The sequence below is a fragment of the Thermostichus sp. MS-CIW-36 genome, from assembly GCF_054059035.1.
The window spans coordinates 1-19,319 of sequence record NZ_JBSSBR010000016.1 but is presented as its reverse complement, the minus strand read 5'-3'; the positions used below and the strand labels follow the sequence as shown (position 1 = coordinate 19,319).

Sequence of the window (19,319 nt, the reverse complement as noted above, 5' to 3'; positions counted from 1 at the left end):
TCCCTGTCCACTGTTGCGACGGGCTAGGTGATGACGTCTGGCTGCTGCCGACCGGTGCGGGCGCGAATTTGGGCAAGGTGATCGGCCAGTTGAATCTGTTCGGCCAAGGCCGCTTGGGGCTCCAGGCCATGTCGGGCGGGATCCAGCTCCAATCGCTCCAGGTACACCCGCAGGGTGGCTCCGTGGGTGCCGGTTCCCGAAAGCCGGTAGATGATGCGGGATCCATCCTCAAAGCCAATGCGGATCCCTTGGTGGCTGGTGGTGCTGCCGTCCACGGGATCGGTGTAGCTGAAGTCGTCAGCGTAGGCCACCAGCTGGGATCCCAAGCGCTGGCCCACCCACCCAGGCAGGGAGCGTCGCAAGTCTGCCATCAGCGCTTCGGCCACCTCCACCGGCAGTCCCTCGTAGTCGTGACGGGAGTAGACGTTGCGCCCATAAGTGCGCCAGTGTTCTTCCACAATCTGCCGCACCGGCTGCCGTCGAACGGCCAAAATGTTCAGCCAAAACAGGACGGCCCAGAGCCCGTCTTTTTCCCGGATGTGGTGAGATCCGGTGCCGAAGCTCTCTTCCCCGCAGAGGGTGACCTTGCCGGCATCCAGCAGGTTGCCGAAGAATTTCCAGCCAGTAGGCGTTTCGTAGCAAGGGATCCCCAGCTTGGCCGCCACCCGATCCGCTGCCTGGCTGGTGGGCATGGAGCGGGCAATTCCCGCCAGACCTTCTCGGTAGCCGGGTACCCGGTGGGCATTGGCTGCCAGCACTGCCAAGCTGTCGCTGGGGGTCACGTAAAATTGGCGGCCCAGGATCAGATTGCGATCCCCATCCCCATCGGAAGCGGCCCCAAAGTCCGGCCCATCTTCCCGAAACAACAGTTCCACCAATGGGCGGGCATGCACCAGGTTGGGATCCGGGTGTCCGCCGCCAAAATCCGGCAGGGGCTGCCCGTTGAGCACACTGCCCTCTGGTGCTCCCAGGGATCCCTGGAAAATGGCGTGGGCATAGGGGCCGGTGACGGCGTGCATGGCGTCGAAGGCAATGCGGATCCCAGAGGCCAGGTAGTCGCGGATGACCTCGAAATCGAACAGACGCTGCATCAGGCTCAAGTAATCGGCCACCGGGTCGATGACGGACACCGTGAGGGACCCCAGCCGTTGCTCGCCCAAGCGATCCAGATCGACATCGGGAGCTTCCAGGATGCGGTACTCCCGGATCTGCTGGGTGCGGGCGTAAATGGCCTCGGTCACCTTCTCCGGGGCAGGGCCACCGTTGCCGATGTTGTACTTGATGCCGAAATCCCCCTGGGGGCCGCCGGGGTTGTGGCTGGCGGAGAAGATGATCCCCCCGTAGGCGCCGTACTTGCGGATGAGACAGGAAACCGCCGGCGTGGAGAGGATCCCTCCCTGCCCCACCAACACCCGCCCAATACCATTGGCCGCCGCCATCTTGAGCAGGATCTGAATGGCCTCGCGGTTGTAGTAGCGGCCATCTCCCCCCACCACCAGGGTTTGGCCGCTGGATCCCTCTAGGACATCAAAAATGGATTGGACGAAGTTTTCCAGGTAGTGGGGCTGCTGAAACACGGACACCGGCTTGCGCAGGCCAGAAGTGCCGGGTCTTTGGCCAGGGAAGGGCGTCGTGGGAACAATGCGCAGGCTCATAGGCTGCCGGAAAAGCTGCTTGCTCCTCTACTATCTCATCGTTGGGCCTCTCGTTTGTGCTGAGCAGAGTTCTTTCCCCTCCACCCATTTGTGGATGGGTCGAATGGATGCATCGATCTCCGCTGGTAGCCCTCCATCCTCAATCCCCTGGCTTAACCACCCACTCCACCGGGGTTTTGCTGGGATCCGGCAATTTCAACGAGAACAGCCCCGCCGCCAAGATCAAGAGGGTGGAAAACCAAAGACAGCCCTCCAATCCGTAGAACTGGAAGAGGATCCCAGAAGTTACCGTCCCCAACAGCCGCCCGCCGGAATTAGCCATGTAATAAAAGCCCACATTGAGGGCTACGTCGTCGTCTTCCGTGTAGGCCAGCACCAGGTAGGAATGCACTGCCGAATTGAAGGCAAAGACGATCCCGAACAGGATCAAGCCGCCGGTGATCACCAGCTCCGGTGCCAGCCCGGCCATGAAGGCTGTGGCAATGATCGCCGGCACCGCCGTCAGCACGAAGGTCCAAATCTGGATGGTGCGGGCCTTGGGAGCACGGCCAGGGCGACCCCCACCCAGCAGTTGCGGCGCTACAAACTGAATGAACCCATAGCCAATCACCCAGATGGCCATGTAACTGCCCACCTGCATAAAAGTCCAGCCCAGCTCGTCGTAGAGAAACACCGGCAGGGCCACCACAAACCACACATCCCGCGACCCAAACAGGAAAAAGCGAGCTGCCGAGAGGATGTTGATCTCTCTGCTCTTGGAAAACAGCCGCTTGAAGGGGATCTTGGCCTTGATTTTGCCCATGTCTGCAGGCAGCAGCGCCCCCGAACAGAAGATCAAAGCCAACGCCCCCGCCTGGACAAAGTTGGCCATGCGGAAGCCCATGGGATCCCCGTAGATTTCGGTGAAGATCTGCAGCAGGGCCGCTCCCACAAAGAACCCCACCCCCTTGAGGGCGTTTTTGGATCCCGTGAGCATAGCCACCCAACGAAACAGGCGGGATTCCGCTTCTTTGGGCACCACCAGGCGGATGGCGCTTTTGGAGCTCATCTTGGTGAGGTCTTTGGCGATCCCGGCCAGAGCTTGGGCCGTCATCACGTAGGCCACCTGACCCCAGACCGGCCACTGCATGTTCAACACGCCCAGCATCACCAAACCGAAGATCTGGATGGCAATGCCCCCATAGAGGGTCAGCCGCAGGCCAAACAGGGATCCAATCCAGCCGCCCAGGAAGTTGGTAATCACCCCGAAGATCTCGTAGAAGAGAAACAGCATGGCAATTTGGATCGGGGTAAAGCCCAACTTGTGGAAGTGCAGCAGCACCAACATGCGGATGGCGCCATCGGTGATGGTGAACCCCCAATAGGCCGCTGTAACCAGGGCGTAGTTGCGAACCGCAGAGGCTTGAGCCGTCGAAACAGAAGTCATGGGCAGGTCTCCAAAGGGGATCTATAGACTGCGGGCCACTTTGCGGGCCAGTTCCGCCATGCGGTTGGCGTAGCCCCATTCGTTGTCGTACCAGGCCAGGATCTTCACCTGGGTACCATCCACCACCATCGTCGAGGGCGCATCCACAATGCTGGAGCGGGGATCCCCTTTGAAATCCACCGAGACCAAGGGCAGCTCCTCATAGCCAAGGATGCCTTTGAGTGGGCCCTCGGCTGCCGTTTTTAAAAGGTGATTAACCTCCTCCACAGTGGTGGGCCGCCTGACCTCAAACACGGCATCGGTTAGGGAAGCATTCAAGAGGGGCACGCGCACGGCAATGCCGTTCAACTTGCCGTTGAGTTCGGGGTAAATCAGCCCAATGGCCGTGGCCGAGCCGGTGGTGGTGGGCACCAAAGACAGCAGAGCGGAGCGGGCCCGCCGCAGGTCTTTGTGGGGGGCATCCACCATGGTTTGGGTATTGGTGACGTCATGGATGGTGGTGATCACCCCGTGAACAATGCCGATCCCCTCGTGGATGACCTTCACCAAAGGAGCCAGGCAGTTGGTGGTGCAGGAAGCCGCCGTGAGCAAATGGTGCCGGGCCGGGTCGTACAGGTGATCGTTGACGCCCATAACAATGTTGAGGGCCTCTTCGTCCTTGACAGGGGCAGCCACAATCACCTTGCGCACCCCCGCTTTGAAGTAGGCATCCAGCTCCGCTGCCTTGACAAATTTGCCCGAGCATTCCAGCACTAGCTCGATCCCCAACTCTGCCCAGGGCACTTCACCGGGGGATTTGTGTTCGCTGAAGGTGAGGGTTTTCTCTTGGATGCGCAGCCGGTTATCGGATCCCTCAATGTCGATAGCCCAGCGGCCCTGCACCGAGTCAAACTTCAACAGGTGGGCCGCCGTCGCCGCTCCCCCTTTGATCTCGTTGATGTGGGCGAATTCCAGCTCTTTCCAGCCCCAAGCAGCCCGCAACACCAGCCGTCCAATGCGGCCAAAACCGTTGATGCCCACCCGCACTGCCATAGCATTGACCCTAGACTTGTCCAGAAGGGATCCCGCTCTCTCAGGGCAAATCCCGCCTCGACTTTATCAGAACGCCCTAGTCGTTTCAAGACAAGTTGATGGGTAGGGTCAGGAGAGACTGGCCGATGGGGGTCGGTTCACGGTTGGCCTTGGGAAATGTTGCCGAATGTCCTGAAATCCAAAAGGGATCCGCTGAGGCAGCCCCAATCGACAACAGGGCCTATCCTGTAGCCGATTTGCAGTCCAGATCCACACCTCTGGGCAACAATTCGCCCAACCCGGCAACCGGTGGCGTGACATACTCCCATCGCTGACCCTACGGGTACAGCGTGGGCTTCTCGCTTCATCGGGGAGCCTACGCAAGAACCCTCCACGAGCAGACACGGAATGCCCTACCGCGTAGTTGCACCAGATTCCGGCAAAAGCCGTTTTGTGCAAGTACTCCCATCATACACCATGTGGGGGTATCTGTATCCCGACATTGACTCTACGAGTACAGTGCGGGGCTTAGCTACCCCCACACCCCGACAAGCTAAGCTGGGAAAAGTTGTGCTTTTCTGGATGTGCCCCCGCCGCCTCAGCCCTCTGTGCAGGATGACTTTCCTCCCTTACCCCCCCCACCTCCCCGTTCTCCGGCCTTGAGGGTGGTGGAGACAGCTTTTTTGGCCAGTACGGCAGCCTTGATCTGGATCCTGAGCTACACGCCGCTAGCTCCTTTCATGCGCCTGTTTTTCCCCATCCCGGTGGCGCTGGCGGTGATGCGCTGGGATCCCCGCACAGGGGCAATGGCCCTGGTGGTCTCCGGCCTGTTGCTGACGGTGCTGATAGGGCCCACGCGCAGCATTCTCTATGTCATTCCCTATGGTCTGCTGGGCTATTGGTGTGCCCGCCTGTGGCAGCAGCGTCTTTCCTGGTACGTCTCGGTGGTGAGCGGGGCTGTGCTCAGCGCCCTGGGCTTGATCTTCCAGTTGGTGCTTTCCTCCCTACTGGTGGGGGAAAACCTCTGGATCTATGTAACCATTCAACTTACCGGCCTAACCAACTGGCTCCTGGATGTGTCCCTCAGCCGATGGGGCGTCTACTGGGTGGCAGAACCCTGGATGGTTCAGGTGGTGGTGGTGGGATTTATTGCCTTCAATTCCCTCATCTACGTATTCACGGTGCATTTGGTGGCCGCCCTGGTGATGGAGCACTTTCGTTGCCCGCTGCCACCCCCGCCGAAGTGGGTACAGTTTTTGCTGGATTAGCAGCCCCTGTGAGTTGTACAAGAGCAGAGCAAGCTGCTCTGCAAATGAGTTCTTGACAAATCTTGACAAATGAGTTCTTGGCAAAAGTCCCACCCTATTGCCATGCAACGCTACAGGAATGCAAGAACTGGAAGGTTCTCTGCTAGGATCGCGGTAGCGGGACGGAGTCCTTTCGCGGTAGCGGGACGGAGTCCTTTCGCGGTAGCGGGACGGAGTCCCCTTGGGATCCCGGCGGCAAAAGATACCAAGACTAAGACTGCGATGATGGCCCTGCGCAAAAATCAACTGGCTATTGACAATGACGAGCTGATGCGTCGGGTAGAGGCTCTGATCAACGCTTCCAAAAATCGCTATCGCATCACGGTACAGGTGGCCAACCGCGCCAAGCGCCGCTGCTACGACGATCCGGACGACATAGAAGATGGCTGGATGAAGCCGATCCGCCGCGCCGTCATCGAAATGTCGGATGAGCTGACCGAGCCGGAAATCATCGGCGATGAGTAGCCGTTAGGCCCACGGCCCGCTGGCGGGATCGCCCTGTTGAAATTGCAAGCTGGCTGAGCGGCTAAGGGTGGAAGCCCTCGGCGTCTATCTATTTTGTCAAGTCGCTTGGAACGGGATCCCTTTCCCGCAGGCGAGCCTCGAGCCGCGATTCCATTAGGTGCAGCAGGCGGTGGGTCTCCTCTGGGCTGAGACCCTGGATGCGCATCTCCAAGGGGCTGTGGAACCAGAGGGTCTGCTGTGGGAAAGGAATCTGGATCCCTGCTTGATCGAAGACGTGCTTGAGGCGACGGCGGTATTCCCGCGCCACCCTCCACTGCTGCAGGGGCTGCACCTTGATCCAAATGCGCAACGTGATCCCCCGCTCCCCCAGATCATCGACACCGTGCATTTCGGGGGGCTCGAGAATTTGTTCCCGCCAAGCCGGCTCCCGGTACATCTGCAGAGCCACCTGCTCGGTGATGCGTATCGCCTGTTCCAGGTCATTTTCATAGGCAATCATGATCCCCAGATCCACCCGTGACCAGCCGTTGGAGAGGTTTTCCACCACCCGGATGGCACTGTTGGGAATGGAGATCAAGCTGCCTTCGGTGTTGCGCAACTGGGTTAGCTAAACCGCCGGGAAGCCCCGCACTCTCTGCAACAGCAGGAGGGTCGGGATGAAAGGCGTATATATCCTGTGCCATAATCAACATGGCTGTACAAAACGGCGTTGCCGGAATCTGGTACAGCTACGCGGTGGGACATCCCGTGTCTGCGCGTGGAGGGTTCTTGCAGTAGCTCCCCGTTCGTGTCAGCGGTGCGTAGCACTTTGAAGCGCGAAGCCCACGCTGTACCTGTAGGGTCAGTGATGGGAGTATGTCACAGACGCTGGCAAAGGTGCTGAGGCGTTTGCTGAGGCGATAGGTGGGGGCATTTTGCTCTTGGCGCAGGGCAGCAAAGAGGTTATCCAGTACCAGTCCACTCAGCCAAACACTGCCATAGGTGGCCAGACCCACCCCTACCAACCGCAACAGAGGGCCGCGCAGGGAAACCAGGAAAAACGTTTGCAGGGGTCGCGTTTGTGGGAAAAGGCCCAAGCTCACCCCGACTCCGCCCACCCACAGGCCAATTTGCACCAGGCGTAGCAGGCGAATTTGCAGCTCCAAGTAGGATTCCTGCCGTTTGCGTCCGGCCTGTTGTTCGACCAGGACGGGATCCACACCCGACTGCTCTTCCCCCGCTAGGTGCTCCTGTACCTCTGCTTGGATGGCCTGGTATTCCGTCTGCAGGGCAGCGCGTTTTTGCTGCAGCCGTCGCCGTTTTCGCTGGCAGAGCTGGCTCAGGCTGCCCGCCACGGCCAAGATGCCGAGGGCAATCACCGCTTGGCGGCGCAAAAATTGAGGCTGCCGCTCCCGTTGCGAAGTGCGCAGCGCTTCCTCAACAATGCCGGCTACCTTCTCAGCCCAGTCCATGGGTTGGGCGCCCTGGAATTGAGCATCGAGGGAGGTGATGGTTAGCAAATGTCGCCCATTCACCCGGATAACAGGCTGGTTGGTCTGGCCGTCCAGGGTGACTTCAACCTGCAGCGCCTCTGGATCGAATCCGGCGCTGGCCAACTGGTGCAGGGTTTGTTCAATGGAGCGCACCCGCTGCGACACCGGCGGCAGGCTGCCGGGATCCCCCTGCGGTGCGGTAACCACGAACAAACGCCGCCCATCCAGCGTCACGGCCTCCGCCTGGATAGAAGAGGTGGGGAGGCTAAGCGCTTGCCGCAGCTCTTCTAGGGCATCCAAACGGTTGAGCAAAGGCAGGTTGGGGGCGGTGCCGTTGTTTTCGGCAGTTTCCTGCCCCCATGCGGGCCCGCCTATGGGGGATAGGGCAAAAGATGCACCGAAAAGGAGAGGCCACAACAGGGATCCCGTTTTCCTCGGCTTCGGCCTGCCTACCGTTCCCGTCAGCGGTGCGGGGCACCATTCGCAGCTTCGCAGCATGAGCCGTTCGCGTCAGCGGTGCAGAACACTTTAACGCCTCACTCCAGAAAGAAGAAAGCAATCCCGAGGATGGCATAGGTGGCCAAGAGCAGTAGCCCTTCCAGCCAGTTGGAGCGCCCATCGCTGCTGACGGAATTGATCAGCAGCACCGAGACGGCAATGGCCACCAACTCTACCATGCCGAAGTTGAAGTTCATGGGCTGATGCAGCACATCCCCGGCCAGCACCAGCAGAGGTGCCACAAACAGGGCAATTTGCATCGTCGAGCCCAGCGCCACCGAGAAGGAGAGATCCATCTTGTCTTTCATGGCCACCGTGATCGCCGTCGCATGCTCTGCCGCGTTGCCGATGATCGGCAACAAAATCACCCCCATAAACAGCGGCGTCATGTGAAAGTGTTCCAGCGTATCCTCTAGAGTGCTCACCAACAGTTCCGACTCCAGCGCCACCAGCACCGTCAACCCCAAGAGGATCAGCACCCAAAACCCCAAACCGGCCCGCTCAGGTGGAGCCGTCAGCACTTGGGGAATGGATCCCTCCGCCTGCAAAACCGGATTGAGGGCCAGGCGACTGGCCGCCTCATCTTCTGCGGCTTCCGCTTCGTGAAGGGTGTAGAGGTAGCTGTGGGTTTTGAGGGAAAACAGCAAAGTAAGACCGTAAACCCCGATCAGCACCAGGGCTACCGCCGTGGATAGCTCTTGGATGGAGATCTCCCCCAAGTTGGCATCGGCATAGGTGACCACGCTGGGCAAGATCAAGGCCACCACCGCCAGGTTCATCACCGAGGCATTCATGCGGGCCACCTCGGGTCGAAAGCTCTGCTCCCGAAACTTGATCCCGCCCAAAAACATGGCCAAGCCGGCCACCAAGAGCAGGTTGCTGATGATCGCGCCGGTGATGGAGGCTTTCACCACATCCACCAGCCCCGCCCGCAGTGCCACCAAGCCGATGATTAACTCCGCCGCATTGCCAAAGGTGGCGTTGATCAGCCCCCCGACTGTCGGCCCTGTCAAGGCTGCAATCTCTTCCGTGGCCTGACCCATAAACTTTGCCAAGGCCACCACCGCCAAAGCCGCACAGAGGAAGACCAGGTTGGGATCCCAGCCCCGGAAGTGCCCCACCCAAGATAGGGGAACCCCCAACAGCAGCAGGAACATTATGCTGTTCAGACCTCTCTGCCAACCTGCCGCAGAGCGATCCGGCGAAACCAAAGGATTTGCGTTAGCCAGGGTCATGGTTCACAAGGGGAGAAAAGGTAGCGACGATGGAGGCTGTTTGGGTTTCGGGGAGCCAGATCCCCCATGGCCAGGAGTGACCATCTCCAAGAGTCTAACGGCTGCGAGGGGAGGTTGGATAGGTGCTGCTGGCTAGAGGGAGATAACCCGGTTGCGCTGCAACTGCCGGGCGATCTCGGCTCCCAATTGATCGGACAGATGCTGGGGATCGGCGATTTTCAAAAAACTGCTGCCCTCTACCTCAAAGGGAAAGGATCCCTCGATGCCGTCGCGGGGGAGTTGTACCAGCAGCAATTGTTCAGGGCGCTTCGATTGCAGGGCATAGCCCAACTCCAGACAGACCTGGGGGCTGGGCAGGGGACGCCCCCGGCCATTCACCTGCACAGGGGTTACATCGGCCACCACCAGCAGCGCGTGCTTAAGCTTGCGAATCAAGGCCGCGTCGATGAGCGGGGTCTCGGCCTCGGCGGGAAGGGATCCCTGCAGCTGCAGGGGCACAACCGGCCCGTGGTTGCGATTGAGGGTCTCTACCACGGCTTGCAATGCCCGGTGCAGAGTGGCGCTGGAGTTGGGGTAATCCGATTGGCCGCAGAAGTAGATGACGGGCTCGGTCATGTTCAGAGTGGCCCGCTTATTAAAGTAGATCTCGCGGCTGATCAAATCGAGGTTGGAGATGCTGTAGGCACCGCTGCCCTCGATGTAAAACTCCACCAGCTCTCCTTCCAGGTAGCGCTGCCACCACAGGGAAGCCTTCACCTGCTCCACATCGTCGAGAAAGTCGGCCCGCATTGCCGTCTTCAAGAGGCCGGTACGGCTTAGGCGCAGGTCGGGGGCCCTCTGTTGGACTTGGGAAGCAGACAACACCGAATCCAAATACCAGGCTTTCAGGACGATGATCGCCATGGGATCCCTCTGCGCTTAGCCTCAAAGGTACCTGATCTTTGGCAAGATCGTTAGTCTTGGTGTCGAAGTCAGCCCAACTCCAAGTGCAGGGCCAGATCCAGCAGTCGGTGGGCCAGGGTTGGCTTGGTCGCCAATGGGATCCGTTCTGGGTTTCCCTGCTGGGGGATCCAATAGCCTTGGTTGTGGCTGCTGCCAAAGCCGCTATCCGGTTGGTCGATGGGGTTGGCCACAATAGCATCCAGGCCCTTTTGGCGGAGCTTCTCTCTGGCCGGTGGCAAGGGATCCCCACTTTGGGCGGCAAAGCCGATGAGGCGTTGGCCAGGGCGTTTGTGGCGGGCCAGAGCTGCCAGCAGGTCAGGGATCGGCTCCAACGGCAACATCTGGGGTAGATCGGCTTTGGGCAGCTTCCCCGCGTAAACCTGAGAGGGGCGCACATCCCCCACAGCAGCAGCCATCCACAAGAGATCCGCCTGGGGAAATTCCGCCTGCAAAGCCGCCTCCAGTTGGGCTGCCGTCTCCACCGGAATGGCCCGAATGGCGAAGGGCGCTGGATCAAAGGAGATCCCCAACGGCCCATGGACCAGCGTCACTGTCGCCCCCCGGCAGGCTGCCGCCACCGCCAGCGCCACTCCCATCCGACCACTGGCCGGGTTGCCGATAAAACGCACTGCGTCGATGGGCTCCCGTGTACCCCCCGCCGTCACCAACACCCGCTTGCCCTGCCAATCTTTTTTCCCCCCTGTCCAGAGCAAAGCCCGCACATACTCCTGCAGGGCCTCCGGCTCCAACATGCGCCCTTCCCCCACCGCATCACAGGCCAAGCGGCCACTGGCCGTCGGCAAGGCCCAAAAACGGGGATCCTGCTGCAGCCGCTGCCAATTCTCGGCTACCTTCTCTGCCTTCCACATCTGCGTATTCATAGCCGGTGCCACCGCCACCGGACACTGGGAAGCCAGGATCACATTGGTGAGCAAATTATCCGCCAGCCCATGAGCCAACTTGCCCAAGGTGTTGGCCGACAAGGGCGCAATGAGGAGAGCCTCCGCCCATTCCCCCAACTCGATGTGCAGCGGTCGTCCTCGTGTTGCCTGCCAAAAGGCGGCATCGGTGAAAGCCGGTTGGCGAGACAAGGTGGCAAAAGCCAAAGGAGAAATAAAATGTTCCGCGGCTTTTGTCAAAACCACCTTGATCTCTGCTCCCTGCTGCACCAGAGCAGACACCAAAGCTGCCGTTTTGTAAGCAGCAATCCCCCCGCTCACCCCAATGAGGAGACGCCGCCCCGACCAAAAGGGATCCATATCGAGTGACACGCAAACAGCCTTGTTTCCAGTTTCCCTGCTTTTGCTCAATTCCGGCAGCGAAGCGGGGATCCCTCGCCCAAAGATACTTTTGACCCTGTCGAGAATAGGGCCTGAGGATCTGTCATTACCCAATTTCAGCCAAAGTCTCCCCCACAGGTTCTGGCCTTTAGAGGGAATTCCCCACTGCTGTTTTGCGCAACCACCCCTCAGATCCCATTGCGGTCGCTGACTTATTCCCTGTAATAAGAAGGAATTGGATCAAACTCTGTTGCAATCCCTGTTTGTTTCTGGCTACACTAACAGTTGTCCCTAAAACCATCTCGATATGGCTACAACCAGTAAACCAAAACCACTCACTGGCCAAGAGCTCCTCGACAAGGTAACTTCAATGGGAAATGCGGATCGCAAGGAAAAAGCTCGCGCCTGTGGTTATGTCACCTACACCAAGAATGGTCAGGAGCGAGTGAATCTGATGCAGTTTAACAACGCCCTGTTGAAGGCCGTTGGCGTGGATCTCGGCGCTAGTGACGAAAATGGATCCCGTGGCCGCGCTCCTACCTTCCGGGTTTCGGTTCATAAGAATGGCAACCTCCTGATTGGAGCTGCCTACACCAAGAAGATGGGCCTCAAGCCCGGAGATGAGTTCGAGATCAAGCTGGGCCACCATAACATCAAGCTGGAGCGGGTCAACTGATTTGCTGTCTCCCTGGATGCTTTTCCCTGCTGGTGAGTTCATCTCAGCTTGGGTAAAGCCTTTGGTATTCCTTTCGGCCTCTAGGGGCTTGGGAGCAGCGACCTCTTCCCTTCGCTCCGGTGCTCATTGTCTTTCTACTTTTCAGAACAAGGGATCCTCATGATCCGCTGGGGATCCCTGGCAGTTTGTACCTCATCAATGGCTGAAGTGTGGGTTAAGTTCGCTATTCTGACAACAGTTAAATTGGGTCTGCGGCAATGAACACTCCGACCGTACAAAATGTCTTTCGCCATTGGCGGCGGTGGCGAACTTGGGCGGGGCTGTTGTTGTTGGCAGCAGCGTTCTTTGTCATCGAGTCTCATCGGCAAGTTTGGCCTCAGTCGAATGCTTCTCAAAGTCAGGCATTTTTGGAGTGGGTGTCTTCCCAGCCTACCCCCGAACAGCAGGATGTTTTTGTGGATGGAGTCATTCGGCTGCAATTCAATCGGCCACTGGATCCCAATCTACAACGTCTGGCGGTTCAGTTGGATCCGCCGGCAGCGGTTATTTTTGATGTGCAGGGAGACGAGTTGTTGCTTAAGCCTCGGGATCCCTTGCGCTTTAGCACCCGTTACACCCTCACGCTTTCTCCCCAAGAGGGGCTGCCCCTCGAGCAGGCCATTCAGCTGAGTTTTCGCACCGAACCGCAATTTACCTACGAACGGGATGTCAAACCGCTGCTAGAAGCCAGTTGTGTGGGTTGCCATCAGCCGGCAGGACGGCAGCGCACCCAGTTGCTGGACAGTTATGAGGCCACGATGGCCTATGTCAGGCCCGGGGATCCCAATAGCGAGTTGATCAATCCCCGGTGGACGAGCCGCCACGCCTACATCCTCAACGCCACTAACCCCAACCGCCCCCAAGCTCGCGGCGGATCCCCTGAGATTGCTTACATTCAGGCCCGCGGGCTGCCCCTGTCCCGTCTGGGCTTTTGGACGCCGGAGGAAGTGGAGATCGTCCGCACCTGGATTGTGCAGGATGGCGCCCCCCGCACCAGCGCCCGCTTACAGATGGGCAACTGACAAGGCATCTGGAACTCAAGCCCCAACGCCATGACCCCTCCTCAACCCTTGGCCACCGTGATCCAGGGATCCCTGAGTCGGGGACTGGAGGCTCGCCTCAATCCCGGCGTCTCGGTAGAAGACTTGCGGGTGGGCAAATTCGTGGTGATCCAGGGGCAGCGCAACCGCTTCTTCGGCCTGCTCACCGACGTTACCCTAGAAACCAGCAACCCCCAGATCCTGGTCAACCCCCCCCGTCCTGAAGAGACCCTGCTGCGGGAAGTGCTGGCCGGTACCGGCACCTACGGCATCATTGCCCTCACCCCGATGCTGATGTTGGTGCCGCGGGAGATGGAGGGGGAGTATCCTCCGATCCATCCTGACTTGGCAGAGACTCAAACGGCTTCCACCACCCCCAGCCGAGAACTCCGTCCCGCTTACGCGATGGAGCTGCTGCCCGTGAAAACGGTGCCCGCCCATTTTTCACAGGTGTATGAGGCACGGGAACTGGACTTTCGCACCGTCTTCGGCTGGGAAGATGACCCAGAGCGGCGCAACTTTGCTATCGGCCAGCCCCTCGACATGGCTGTGCCCATCTGTTTGGACTTGGATCGCTGGGTGGAGCGCAGCAACGGCATTTTCGGCAAATCGGGCACCGGCAAGTCCTTTCTAGCCCGCCTGATCCTGGCCGGCATCATCCGCAAACGGGCAGCGGTGAACTTGATCTTTGACATGCACTCCGAGTACGGCTGGGAGGCGGCCAGCGAAGACAAACACGCCAGCACCGTCAAGGGCTTGCGGCAGCTCTTTCCCGGTCAGGTACAGATCTATACCCTGGATCCCGATTCCACCCGGCGGCGAGGGGTGCGGGATGCGCAGGAGCTCTTCATCGCCTACAACCAGATCGAGGTGGAGGATCTGGCCCTGTTGGCAGAGGAGCTGAACCTATCGGAAGCCAGCCTGGAAAACGCCATTATCCTGCGCAACGAGTTTGGCCGCGACTGGATCAGCCGCCTCTTGAGCCTTTCCAACACCGAGATTCAAGAGTTTTGCGAACAGAAAATGGGCAACAAAGCCTCGATGATGGCCCTGCAGCGCAAGCTCACCCGCCTTGACAACCTCAAGTACATCCGCAGCACCCTGCCCCACAACTACATCGGCCAGATTTTGGATGCCCTCAGCCGCGGCATTCACGTGGTTATCGAGTTTGGATCCCAGTCCAACTTGCTTTCCTACATGTTGGCTGCCAACGTCATCACCCGCCGCATTCACCAGGCCTACGTACATCAGACGGAGCGGTACTTGCAATCCAAAAATCCCCTCGACAAGCCCCGTCAACTATGCATCACCATTGAGGAGGCCCATCGCTTTTTGAATCCGCGGGCAGCCAAGCAGACCATTTTCGGCACCATTGCCCGCGAGATGCGCAAGTACTTTGTCACCCTGCTGGTGGTGGATCAGCGCCCTTCCAGCATCGACAGCGAGGTGATGTCGCAGTTGGGCACTCGCATCACGGCGCTGCTCAACGACGACCAAGATATCGAGGCGGTGTTCACAGGGGTGGCGGGTAGCCAGAACTTGAGAACGGTGTTGGCCAAGCTGGATTCCAAACAGCAAGCCCTAATTCTGGGCCATGCCGTGCCCATGCCAGTGGTGGTGCAAACCCGCCCCTACGACCAGCGGTTCTACGCCGAAATTGCCGATCCTGACTGGTCTCAGGCTGAGGATGCGGAGGTGCTCCTGGCCGCTCAGAAGGCCAAGGAGGAGCTGGGACTGTAGGGAGAGCTCCCCCAAAGTCCCGTCATCAAGCACAGCAGCAAGCACCGCAGGGGGGGGAAGGCCATCATCCCTCTCAGGATCCACCGCCGCATAACCACTACGGGCCAGTAGGAGTTGGAGAAAGTGCGGGTGAGCAGATCCGTGAAGAGCAGCACCACCCAGTTTTCCCAGCGGCGACGGCGACCGTAGCGGCGCAGGACTTTGACATCTCCCAGATCCTCATGCCGTCTCCAGGCGTCTAGGAGCACCTGGGCCAGGGCAGCGGCGTCGCGGATGCCGAGGTTGAGCCCTTGGCCAGCCACCGGATGGCAGTGGTGGGCGGCATCTCCCACCAAGGCAAGACGATGCTGATAGTAGCGGCGGCTTTGCCGTAGGCGAGCCGGGAAAACCTGGGGCCGGTTCAGCAAAGTGAGCTGGCCGCTCTGACCGCCGTAGTAGCGCTGCATCTCGGCCAAGAAGTCGGCCTGAGGAAGGGCCAGGGTGGCTTTGGCCTGCTCGTGGGGCATGATCCAGACCACCTGACAGCGGTTGCCGGGCAGGGGCAAGATGGCGAAGGGGCCGGCAGGCCAGAAGCGCTCGTAGGCAATGTTTTGGTGGTCTTGGGAAGGGGCCACCAAGGCGGTGATGCAGGACTGCCAATAGTCCCAGCCGTCGCTAGGGATCCCTGCCCACTGCCGCACCTGGGAGCGCAGGCCGTCGGCGGCGACCACCAGGGAGGCCCGCAGTTGGCGACGCCCCTGGGCCGTTTCCAGCTCTACCTCGGCTGCAGCCTTCCCATAGGTTACGCTCTCCACCTTGGCTTCGTAGTAGCAGCTAATTTTGGGATCGGCAGCCACCTGCTCCTGGAGCGCCTGCTGCAGCCAGGCATGCTCGCCACAGTAGAAAACTGCCGCTTCCCCCACATCCTCCGGTCTAAACGTCACCCGCTGGGGAGCGTTGGCGTCGGTTAAAATCACCTGAGCAAAGGGCGTAATGTGGGGAGCCAGCGCCTCCCACACCCCGACGGCCCGGAAGATGCGGATTGACAGCGGCGAAAGGGCATAGGCCAGGGGGCGCTGTTTGACTGCCTCAGCCGACTGGGCCTCAATGAGGGCCAACCGCAGGCCGGATCCCCGCAGGGCACAAGCTAGGGTTAAGCCCGCGATGCCTCCGCCGACGATAATCACGTCGTAGAGGGCTGCCAAAGTATCCGGAGTGGGAGCAAGAGTTGTCATCTCTCTTATTCTCCTATTGGCTGCTGTGGGCAACCACTTCTGTGCGGGTGGAGTCTGCCGACGTGGCGGCTCGCACGGCCCGGAACATGCCAAAGCGGCAGAGGCCGGTGCCGAAGGCCAGGCGCATGAGCAAGAAAGTGGGCACCTCCCGTAGCGACTTAATCAGGCCCACCAAGCCAAACTTCAGCAACCCTTCGGGACGGACAATGCCCTGCCAGATGGAATCCAGCCAAGAGGGAAGGGTCTCCTGAGTCCAGTCGGCGGTTTCCACTCGTCCTGCCACCAGGCCAGTAGCCTCCAACTGCTCGGCAAAGCCTTCGATGCTGGAGAAGGAAGGGTGTGACCATTGATCCAACAGTTGCCGCATCACCAGCCGCTCCCAAAAGTTCAGGGGCTTTTGCCGGTCGTCCCGCTGGTTCCAGTCCGCCACCACCAGGATTCCCCCTGGCTTCAACACCCGCAGCATCTCTTGGGCATAGCGGGCCTTGTCCGGCATGTGAGGCCCTGCCTCAATGGACCACACCACATCGAAGCTGGCATCGGGGAAGGGCAGGTCGAGGGCATCTGCCACCTGAAACTGGACAGGCAGATCAGGGGGGGTGAGCTCCTGGGCCCGCTTCACCTGCTGAGGACTGATGGTGATGCCGGTAACGACAAAGCCGTAGTCACGGGCCAAGATGCGGCAGCTCCCACCAATGCCGCAGCCCACATCCAACACGGTTGTCCCTGCAGGCAGTCGATCCAACCCCCCCCAGCGCACCATCTCGTGGACAAAGTCGTGCTTGGCCTGCAGAAAATTTTTTCGTTGGGGAGGAGAGCCGTAGTGGCCTAGGTGAATGTGTTCGCCCCAGTAAAACTCTAGGATCCCATCCCGAGTCCACTCGTCGTAAGACTTGGCCACAGAGGCGGGAGACTCGTATTTGCGAGCAGTCAACAGATAGGCTGCCAAGCCCACGGCCAGCAGCACAGCTATGCCCAAAGCCCAAAAGATTGGATTCATCGGATCAACCATGAAGTTTCTATGAAGTCCCTCTGCGTGGTGGCAATCATTGTCAGTTGGATGGCGGAGCCACAGGCAGAGTGCTTTCCGGTGTGGGGTCTGCCAATCCAGCCCAGCAAAGGCGCAATCCCATCTTGCCCCATCTGCTGGCTCAAGATGGAGTCTGGGGCAAAGGACGGCTGGGCGAGATTTTCCAGCACCCATTGGGATTGCTGCGATCGCCTGCTGGGCCGGGGCGGCAACCTCAGTAGCAGCGGCTGCTCCCTACCAAAGGTTGGCGGCGTAGCGAGCAGCTCCCCTCAGCCCCACCTGCGCATTCACCACCACCTGCACCGACAGTTGCTCCAGAAGAGGACGCATCCGCCCCTTATCCAAAAACGAGGACAAAAACTCCCCTTGATGCAGTAGGCGCAAGAGCTTGGGCGCGATCCCCCCAGCGATGAACAGGCCCCCGCGCGGCAATAGGTGTAGGGCAAAGTTCCCGACTGCAGCCCCGTACAGGCTGATGAAAAGCCGCAGACACTCCACCGCCAGAGGATCCCGTGCTTCCATGGCAGCATTGGCAATTTGGGCTGCCGGGTCAATATGCTTAGCTCCCTTTTCCCAAGCCTCAATTTGGGCCAGCAGCTGTTCTTCTCCTGAGCCCCACTGGCTATCCCGCAAAAATTGATAAATGGCAACGATCCCCTGCCCCGAGACCACCCGCTCGGTGGAGACACGTCCGTGCCGTTTTTGCAAATACCTCAAGAGCTCCCACTCCAGAGGGGTGCGCGGGGAAAAGTCCACGTGACCGCCCTCGCTGGCATGAACTTGGTAACCCCCTTCTCCCCAGGTAAGGTAAGCCTGCCCCAAACCCGTGCCTGCTCCCATCACGCCAATCGGAGCCCGCGGTTGACGCTCACCCACTTGCAAGGTGTCCAGATCCTGGTCGCTGAGGGCAAGCACGCCATACCCCACAGCGCTGAAGTCGTTGATCAAGGCTACGCGCGGGATCCCCAGCTCTGCGGCCAATTGGCTCGACTGCAGATCCCAGGGCAAGTTGGTCACTTTGGCAGTCTGTCCCTCAGACCCTGAGCCCCTTGTTTCCATGACGGGGCCGGCCACTGCAAAACAGGCGGCAGCAGGCTGTGGATCTCGCCCCAGCTCCCGCCGAGCCTGGGCCAGAAACTCTCCCACCATTGGGGCGAGGTTGGCGTAATCTTGGCTGGCATAGCGGCAGTGGTAAAGGCTGTGCTCGGGATCCTCGGCATTGACAAGGCTGAGGCTGGTTTTGGTGCCCCCGATGTCTCCTGCCAACAACAAGTCCATACAGTTTCCTCCGGCCAGCACCTCCTTCCCACCCTGACATCTCTGGAGAGAGAATGCCAGGCCCCCAAGGCTTCCCCGCTCCTGCTGGGGAGAAGAGGGAAGGGCAAAGAAGGTGCTATGTTAACTAATGTAAAGGTTTTTAATATTGCATTTTGTCTTCTACACCTTTTTTACCCCCTCTCCAAGATGAGCCTCTGCTGTCCTCTGAGCGTTTGGCCGGGCTGGATCCCCGCCCTCTCTCGGCTCAAAGGCGTTTTCGATCCCACCATGCCATTGGGGGAATGGCAGCTCTGCTGGTGTGCCTGCCGGTTTTTGTGCAAGCGCCCCTGGTGCGATATGCCCCTTGGGTCAGTTTGGTGATGTCTTTGGGCTGGCTGGGCCTTAGCTTGCATCTCTACTCCCAGCCCCGTACCCGCCTGTGGGGAGATTTGCTGTACGGCTTTACCCTGACTTGGCTGGCAGGATCCCTGTATTGGGGATGGCTGCGCTTTGAGCCTCTTTGGCACATGCCCATGGAAGCCTTGGGGATCCCGATTGTCTGGTGGGGGACACGGCGACGGTTTGCCCGCATCGGTACCTGGTTTTATCTCGGCTCCCTGTGGGGTACGGCGGTTACAGATCTCTACATTCACTCGGTGGGGCTGCTGCCTGAGTGGCGGCAGGCGATGCAGTTTGACCGGTTGGAGCAGGCGGTTGTCCCTTTTAGGGCGGCCCTCGACAAAATGGCTACCCCCTGGGGCCTGGGTTGGGGCATCGGCTTGGGCCTTCTGTTGCTGGGTGTTGGATTGTGGAGAGTCCAGGGATCCCGCCGCTTGCACCATTGGGCATTTGCGGGAGCAGTGCTGAATACCCTGTTGGTGGATGGGCTATTTGGCTGGGGGGCAGCTCTGCTGCGGTGAGCTGGGACATCCCCATAACTGATACATTTACGCTGAACACTGCTGAACATCACTGTTCAACTATGCAGCGATAGCATTCTGTTTGTTTCCAAACAGAATGGCGGTATCCCGC

The 19,319-nt window shown here is 59.7% G+C and carries 18 protein-coding genes; 7 read left to right on the top strand and 11 right to left on the bottom strand.

Annotated features, from left to right (window positions below; all coding sequences use genetic code 11):
* Nucleotides 1-23: 23 nt before the first annotated feature.
* From ACVWVQ_RS08555 to ACVWVQ_RS08545, 3 genes are all read right to left on the bottom strand, one after another.
* Nucleotides 24-1,655, bottom strand: a complete 1,632-nt coding sequence (locus tag ACVWVQ_RS08555; protein WP_457507945.1) for an alpha-D-glucose phosphate-specific phosphoglucomutase — start codon at nt 1,653-1,655, stop codon at nt 24-26.
* Nucleotides 1,656-1,794: 139 nt separating this feature from the next.
* Entirely contained in the window at nt 1,795-3,081 is a 1,287-nt protein-coding gene (gene arsJ / locus ACVWVQ_RS08550; RefSeq protein ID WP_414355478.1) for an organoarsenical effux MFS transporter ArsJ, read from the bottom strand.
* A 21-nt stretch (nt 3,082-3,102) separates the two neighbouring features.
* Nucleotides 3,103-4,113, bottom strand: a complete 1,011-nt coding sequence (locus ACVWVQ_RS08545; protein ID WP_457507943.1) for an ArsJ-associated glyceraldehyde-3-phosphate dehydrogenase — start codon at nt 4,111-4,113, stop codon at nt 3,103-3,105.
* Between the two features lie 125 nt (nt 4,114-4,238).
* On the opposite strand from ACVWVQ_RS08545, the gene ACVWVQ_RS08540 reads away from it, so the two are divergent.
* The 3 genes from ACVWVQ_RS08540 (at nt 4,239) to ACVWVQ_RS08530 (ending at nt 5,864) form a co-directional block, all read left to right on the top strand.
* Complete coding sequence (locus tag ACVWVQ_RS08540) at nt 4,239-4,427, top strand: hypothetical protein (RefSeq protein WP_457403271.1); 189 nt, start codon at nt 4,239-4,241, stop codon at nt 4,425-4,427.
* A 249-nt stretch (nt 4,428-4,676) separates the two neighbouring features.
* Nucleotides 4,677-5,360 (top strand): DUF2232 domain-containing protein, encoded by a 684-nt coding sequence (locus tag ACVWVQ_RS08535; protein WP_414383551.1) that lies wholly within the window; start codon nt 4,677-4,679, stop codon nt 5,358-5,360.
* Nucleotides 5,361-5,624: 264 nt separating this feature from the next.
* The gene (locus tag ACVWVQ_RS08530) at nt 5,625-5,864 is read left to right on the top strand and encodes a DNA-directed RNA polymerase subunit omega (protein WP_457507994.1); all 240 of its coding nucleotides are present in this window, start codon (nt 5,625-5,627) and stop codon (nt 5,862-5,864) included.
* An 88-nt stretch (nt 5,865-5,952) separates the two neighbouring features.
* Here the strand turns inward: ACVWVQ_RS08530 and ACVWVQ_RS08525 are convergent, their stop codons facing one another.
* The 5 genes from ACVWVQ_RS08525 to coaBC form a co-directional block, all read right to left on the bottom strand.
* Nucleotides 5,953-6,462 (bottom strand): mechanosensitive ion channel family protein, encoded by a 510-nt coding sequence (locus ACVWVQ_RS08525; RefSeq protein WP_457507941.1) that lies wholly within the window; start codon nt 6,460-6,462, stop codon nt 5,953-5,955.
* Nucleotides 6,463-6,592: 130 nt separating this feature from the next.
* Nucleotides 6,593-7,753 carry a hypothetical protein gene (locus ACVWVQ_RS08520; RefSeq protein WP_457507939.1) on the bottom strand — a complete coding sequence of 387 codons (1,161 nt, stop codon included), beginning with the start codon at nt 7,751-7,753 and terminating at the stop codon, nt 6,593-6,595.
* A gap of 119 nt (nt 7,754-7,872) precedes the next feature.
* Nucleotides 7,873-8,991: a calcium/proton exchanger gene (cax, locus tag ACVWVQ_RS08515; protein ID WP_414355509.1), complete on the bottom strand. Its 1,119-nt coding sequence runs from the start codon at nt 8,989-8,991 to the stop codon at nt 7,873-7,875.
* Nucleotides 8,992-9,201: 210 nt separating this feature from the next.
* The gene (locus ACVWVQ_RS08510; protein ID WP_457507937.1) at nt 9,202-9,972 is read right to left on the bottom strand and encodes a hypothetical protein; all 771 of its coding nucleotides are present in this window, start codon (nt 9,970-9,972) and stop codon (nt 9,202-9,204) included.
* A 68-nt stretch (nt 9,973-10,040) separates the two neighbouring features.
* Nucleotides 10,041-11,270, bottom strand: coding sequence for a bifunctional phosphopantothenoylcysteine decarboxylase/phosphopantothenate--cysteine ligase CoaBC (gene coaBC, locus ACVWVQ_RS08505; protein WP_457507992.1), 1,230 nt, complete (start codon nt 11,268-11,270; stop codon nt 10,041-10,043).
* 328 nt (nt 11,271-11,598) lie between these two features.
* Here coaBC and ACVWVQ_RS08500 point away from each other — a divergent pair, with 328 nt between their 5' ends.
* From ACVWVQ_RS08500 to ACVWVQ_RS08490, 3 genes are all read left to right on the top strand, one after another.
* The gene (locus ACVWVQ_RS08500) at nt 11,599-11,967 is read left to right on the top strand and encodes an AbrB family transcriptional regulator (protein WP_011432615.1); all 369 of its coding nucleotides are present in this window, start codon (nt 11,599-11,601) and stop codon (nt 11,965-11,967) included.
* A 257-nt stretch (nt 11,968-12,224) separates the two neighbouring features.
* Nucleotides 12,225-13,028 (top strand): Ig-like domain-containing protein, encoded by an 804-nt coding sequence (locus tag ACVWVQ_RS08495; protein ID WP_457507935.1) that lies wholly within the window; start codon nt 12,225-12,227, stop codon nt 13,026-13,028.
* A gap of 30 nt (nt 13,029-13,058) precedes the next feature.
* Complete coding sequence (locus ACVWVQ_RS08490; protein ID WP_457507933.1) at nt 13,059-14,786, top strand: helicase HerA domain-containing protein; 1,728 nt, start codon at nt 13,059-13,061, stop codon at nt 14,784-14,786.
* On the opposite strand, the gene ACVWVQ_RS08485 is transcribed toward ACVWVQ_RS08490, so the two are convergent.
* From ACVWVQ_RS08485 to ACVWVQ_RS08475, 3 genes are all read right to left on the bottom strand, one after another.
* A complete protein-coding gene (locus tag ACVWVQ_RS08485) occupies nt 14,756-16,000 on the bottom strand; it encodes an FAD-dependent hydroxylase (RefSeq protein WP_457466853.1) in 1,245 nt (414 codons plus the stop codon). The two genes, ACVWVQ_RS08490 and ACVWVQ_RS08485, sit on opposite strands and share 31 nt — an antisense overlap.
* A gap of 13 nt (nt 16,001-16,013) precedes the next feature.
* Complete coding sequence (locus tag ACVWVQ_RS08480; protein WP_041436329.1) at nt 16,014-17,000, bottom strand: methyltransferase domain-containing protein; 987 nt, start codon at nt 16,998-17,000, stop codon at nt 16,014-16,016.
* A 264-nt stretch (nt 17,001-17,264) separates the two neighbouring features.
* Nucleotides 17,265-18,308 carry a glucokinase gene (locus tag ACVWVQ_RS08475; RefSeq protein WP_457507931.1) on the bottom strand — a complete coding sequence of 348 codons (1,044 nt, stop codon included), beginning with the start codon at nt 18,306-18,308 and terminating at the stop codon, nt 17,265-17,267.
* A gap of 152 nt (nt 18,309-18,460) precedes the next feature.
* On the opposite strand from ACVWVQ_RS08475, the gene ACVWVQ_RS08470 reads away from it, so the two are divergent.
* Nucleotides 18,461-19,207 (top strand): DUF3120 domain-containing protein, encoded by a 747-nt coding sequence (locus ACVWVQ_RS08470; RefSeq protein ID WP_457507929.1) that lies wholly within the window; start codon nt 18,461-18,463, stop codon nt 19,205-19,207.
* Nucleotides 19,208-19,319 lie beyond the last annotated feature (112 nt).

What these genes read in the sequence shown, in the direction of transcription:
- ACVWVQ_RS08555 (WP_457507945.1), bottom strand. Translation starts at nt 1,655, where the DNA reads ATGAGCCTGCGCATTGTTCCCACGACGCCCTTCCCTGGCCAAAGACCC.
- arsJ (WP_414355478.1), bottom strand. Translation starts at nt 3,081, where the DNA reads ATGACTTCTGTTTCGACGGCTCAAGCCTCTGCGGTTCGCAACTACGCC.
- ACVWVQ_RS08545 (WP_457507943.1), bottom strand. Translation starts at nt 4,113, where the DNA reads ATGGCAGTGCGGGTGGGCATCAACGGTTTTGGCCGCATTGGACGGCTG.
- ACVWVQ_RS08540 (WP_457403271.1), top strand. Translation starts at nt 4,239, where the DNA reads ATGGGGGTCGGTTCACGGTTGGCCTTGGGAAATGTTGCCGAATGTCCT.
- ACVWVQ_RS08530 (WP_457507994.1), top strand. Translation starts at nt 5,625, where the DNA reads ATGGCCCTGCGCAAAAATCAACTGGCTATTGACAATGACGAGCTGATG.
- cax (WP_414355509.1), bottom strand. Translation starts at nt 8,991, where the DNA reads ATGTTCCTGCTGCTGTTGGGGGTTCCCCTATCTTGGGTGGGGCACTTC.
- ACVWVQ_RS08510 (WP_457507937.1), bottom strand. Translation starts at nt 9,972, where the DNA reads ATGGCGATCATCGTCCTGAAAGCCTGGTATTTGGATTCGGTGTTGTCT.
- coaBC (WP_457507992.1), bottom strand. Translation starts at nt 11,270, where the DNA reads ATGGATCCCTTTTGGTCGGGGCGGCGTCTCCTCATTGGGGTGAGCGGG.
- ACVWVQ_RS08500 (WP_011432615.1), top strand. Translation starts at nt 11,599, where the DNA reads ATGGCTACAACCAGTAAACCAAAACCACTCACTGGCCAAGAGCTCCTC.
- ACVWVQ_RS08495 (WP_457507935.1), top strand. Translation starts at nt 12,225, where the DNA reads ATGAACACTCCGACCGTACAAAATGTCTTTCGCCATTGGCGGCGGTGG.
- ACVWVQ_RS08490 (WP_457507933.1), top strand. Translation starts at nt 13,059, where the DNA reads ATGACCCCTCCTCAACCCTTGGCCACCGTGATCCAGGGATCCCTGAGT.
- ACVWVQ_RS08485 (WP_457466853.1), bottom strand. Translation starts at nt 16,000, where the DNA reads ATGACAACTCTTGCTCCCACTCCGGATACTTTGGCAGCCCTCTACGAC.
- ACVWVQ_RS08480 (WP_041436329.1), bottom strand. Translation starts at nt 17,000, where the DNA reads ATGAATCCAATCTTTTGGGCTTTGGGCATAGCTGTGCTGCTGGCCGTG.
- ACVWVQ_RS08475 (WP_457507931.1), bottom strand. Translation starts at nt 18,308, where the DNA reads ATGGACTTGTTGTTGGCAGGAGACATCGGGGGCACCAAAACCAGCCTC.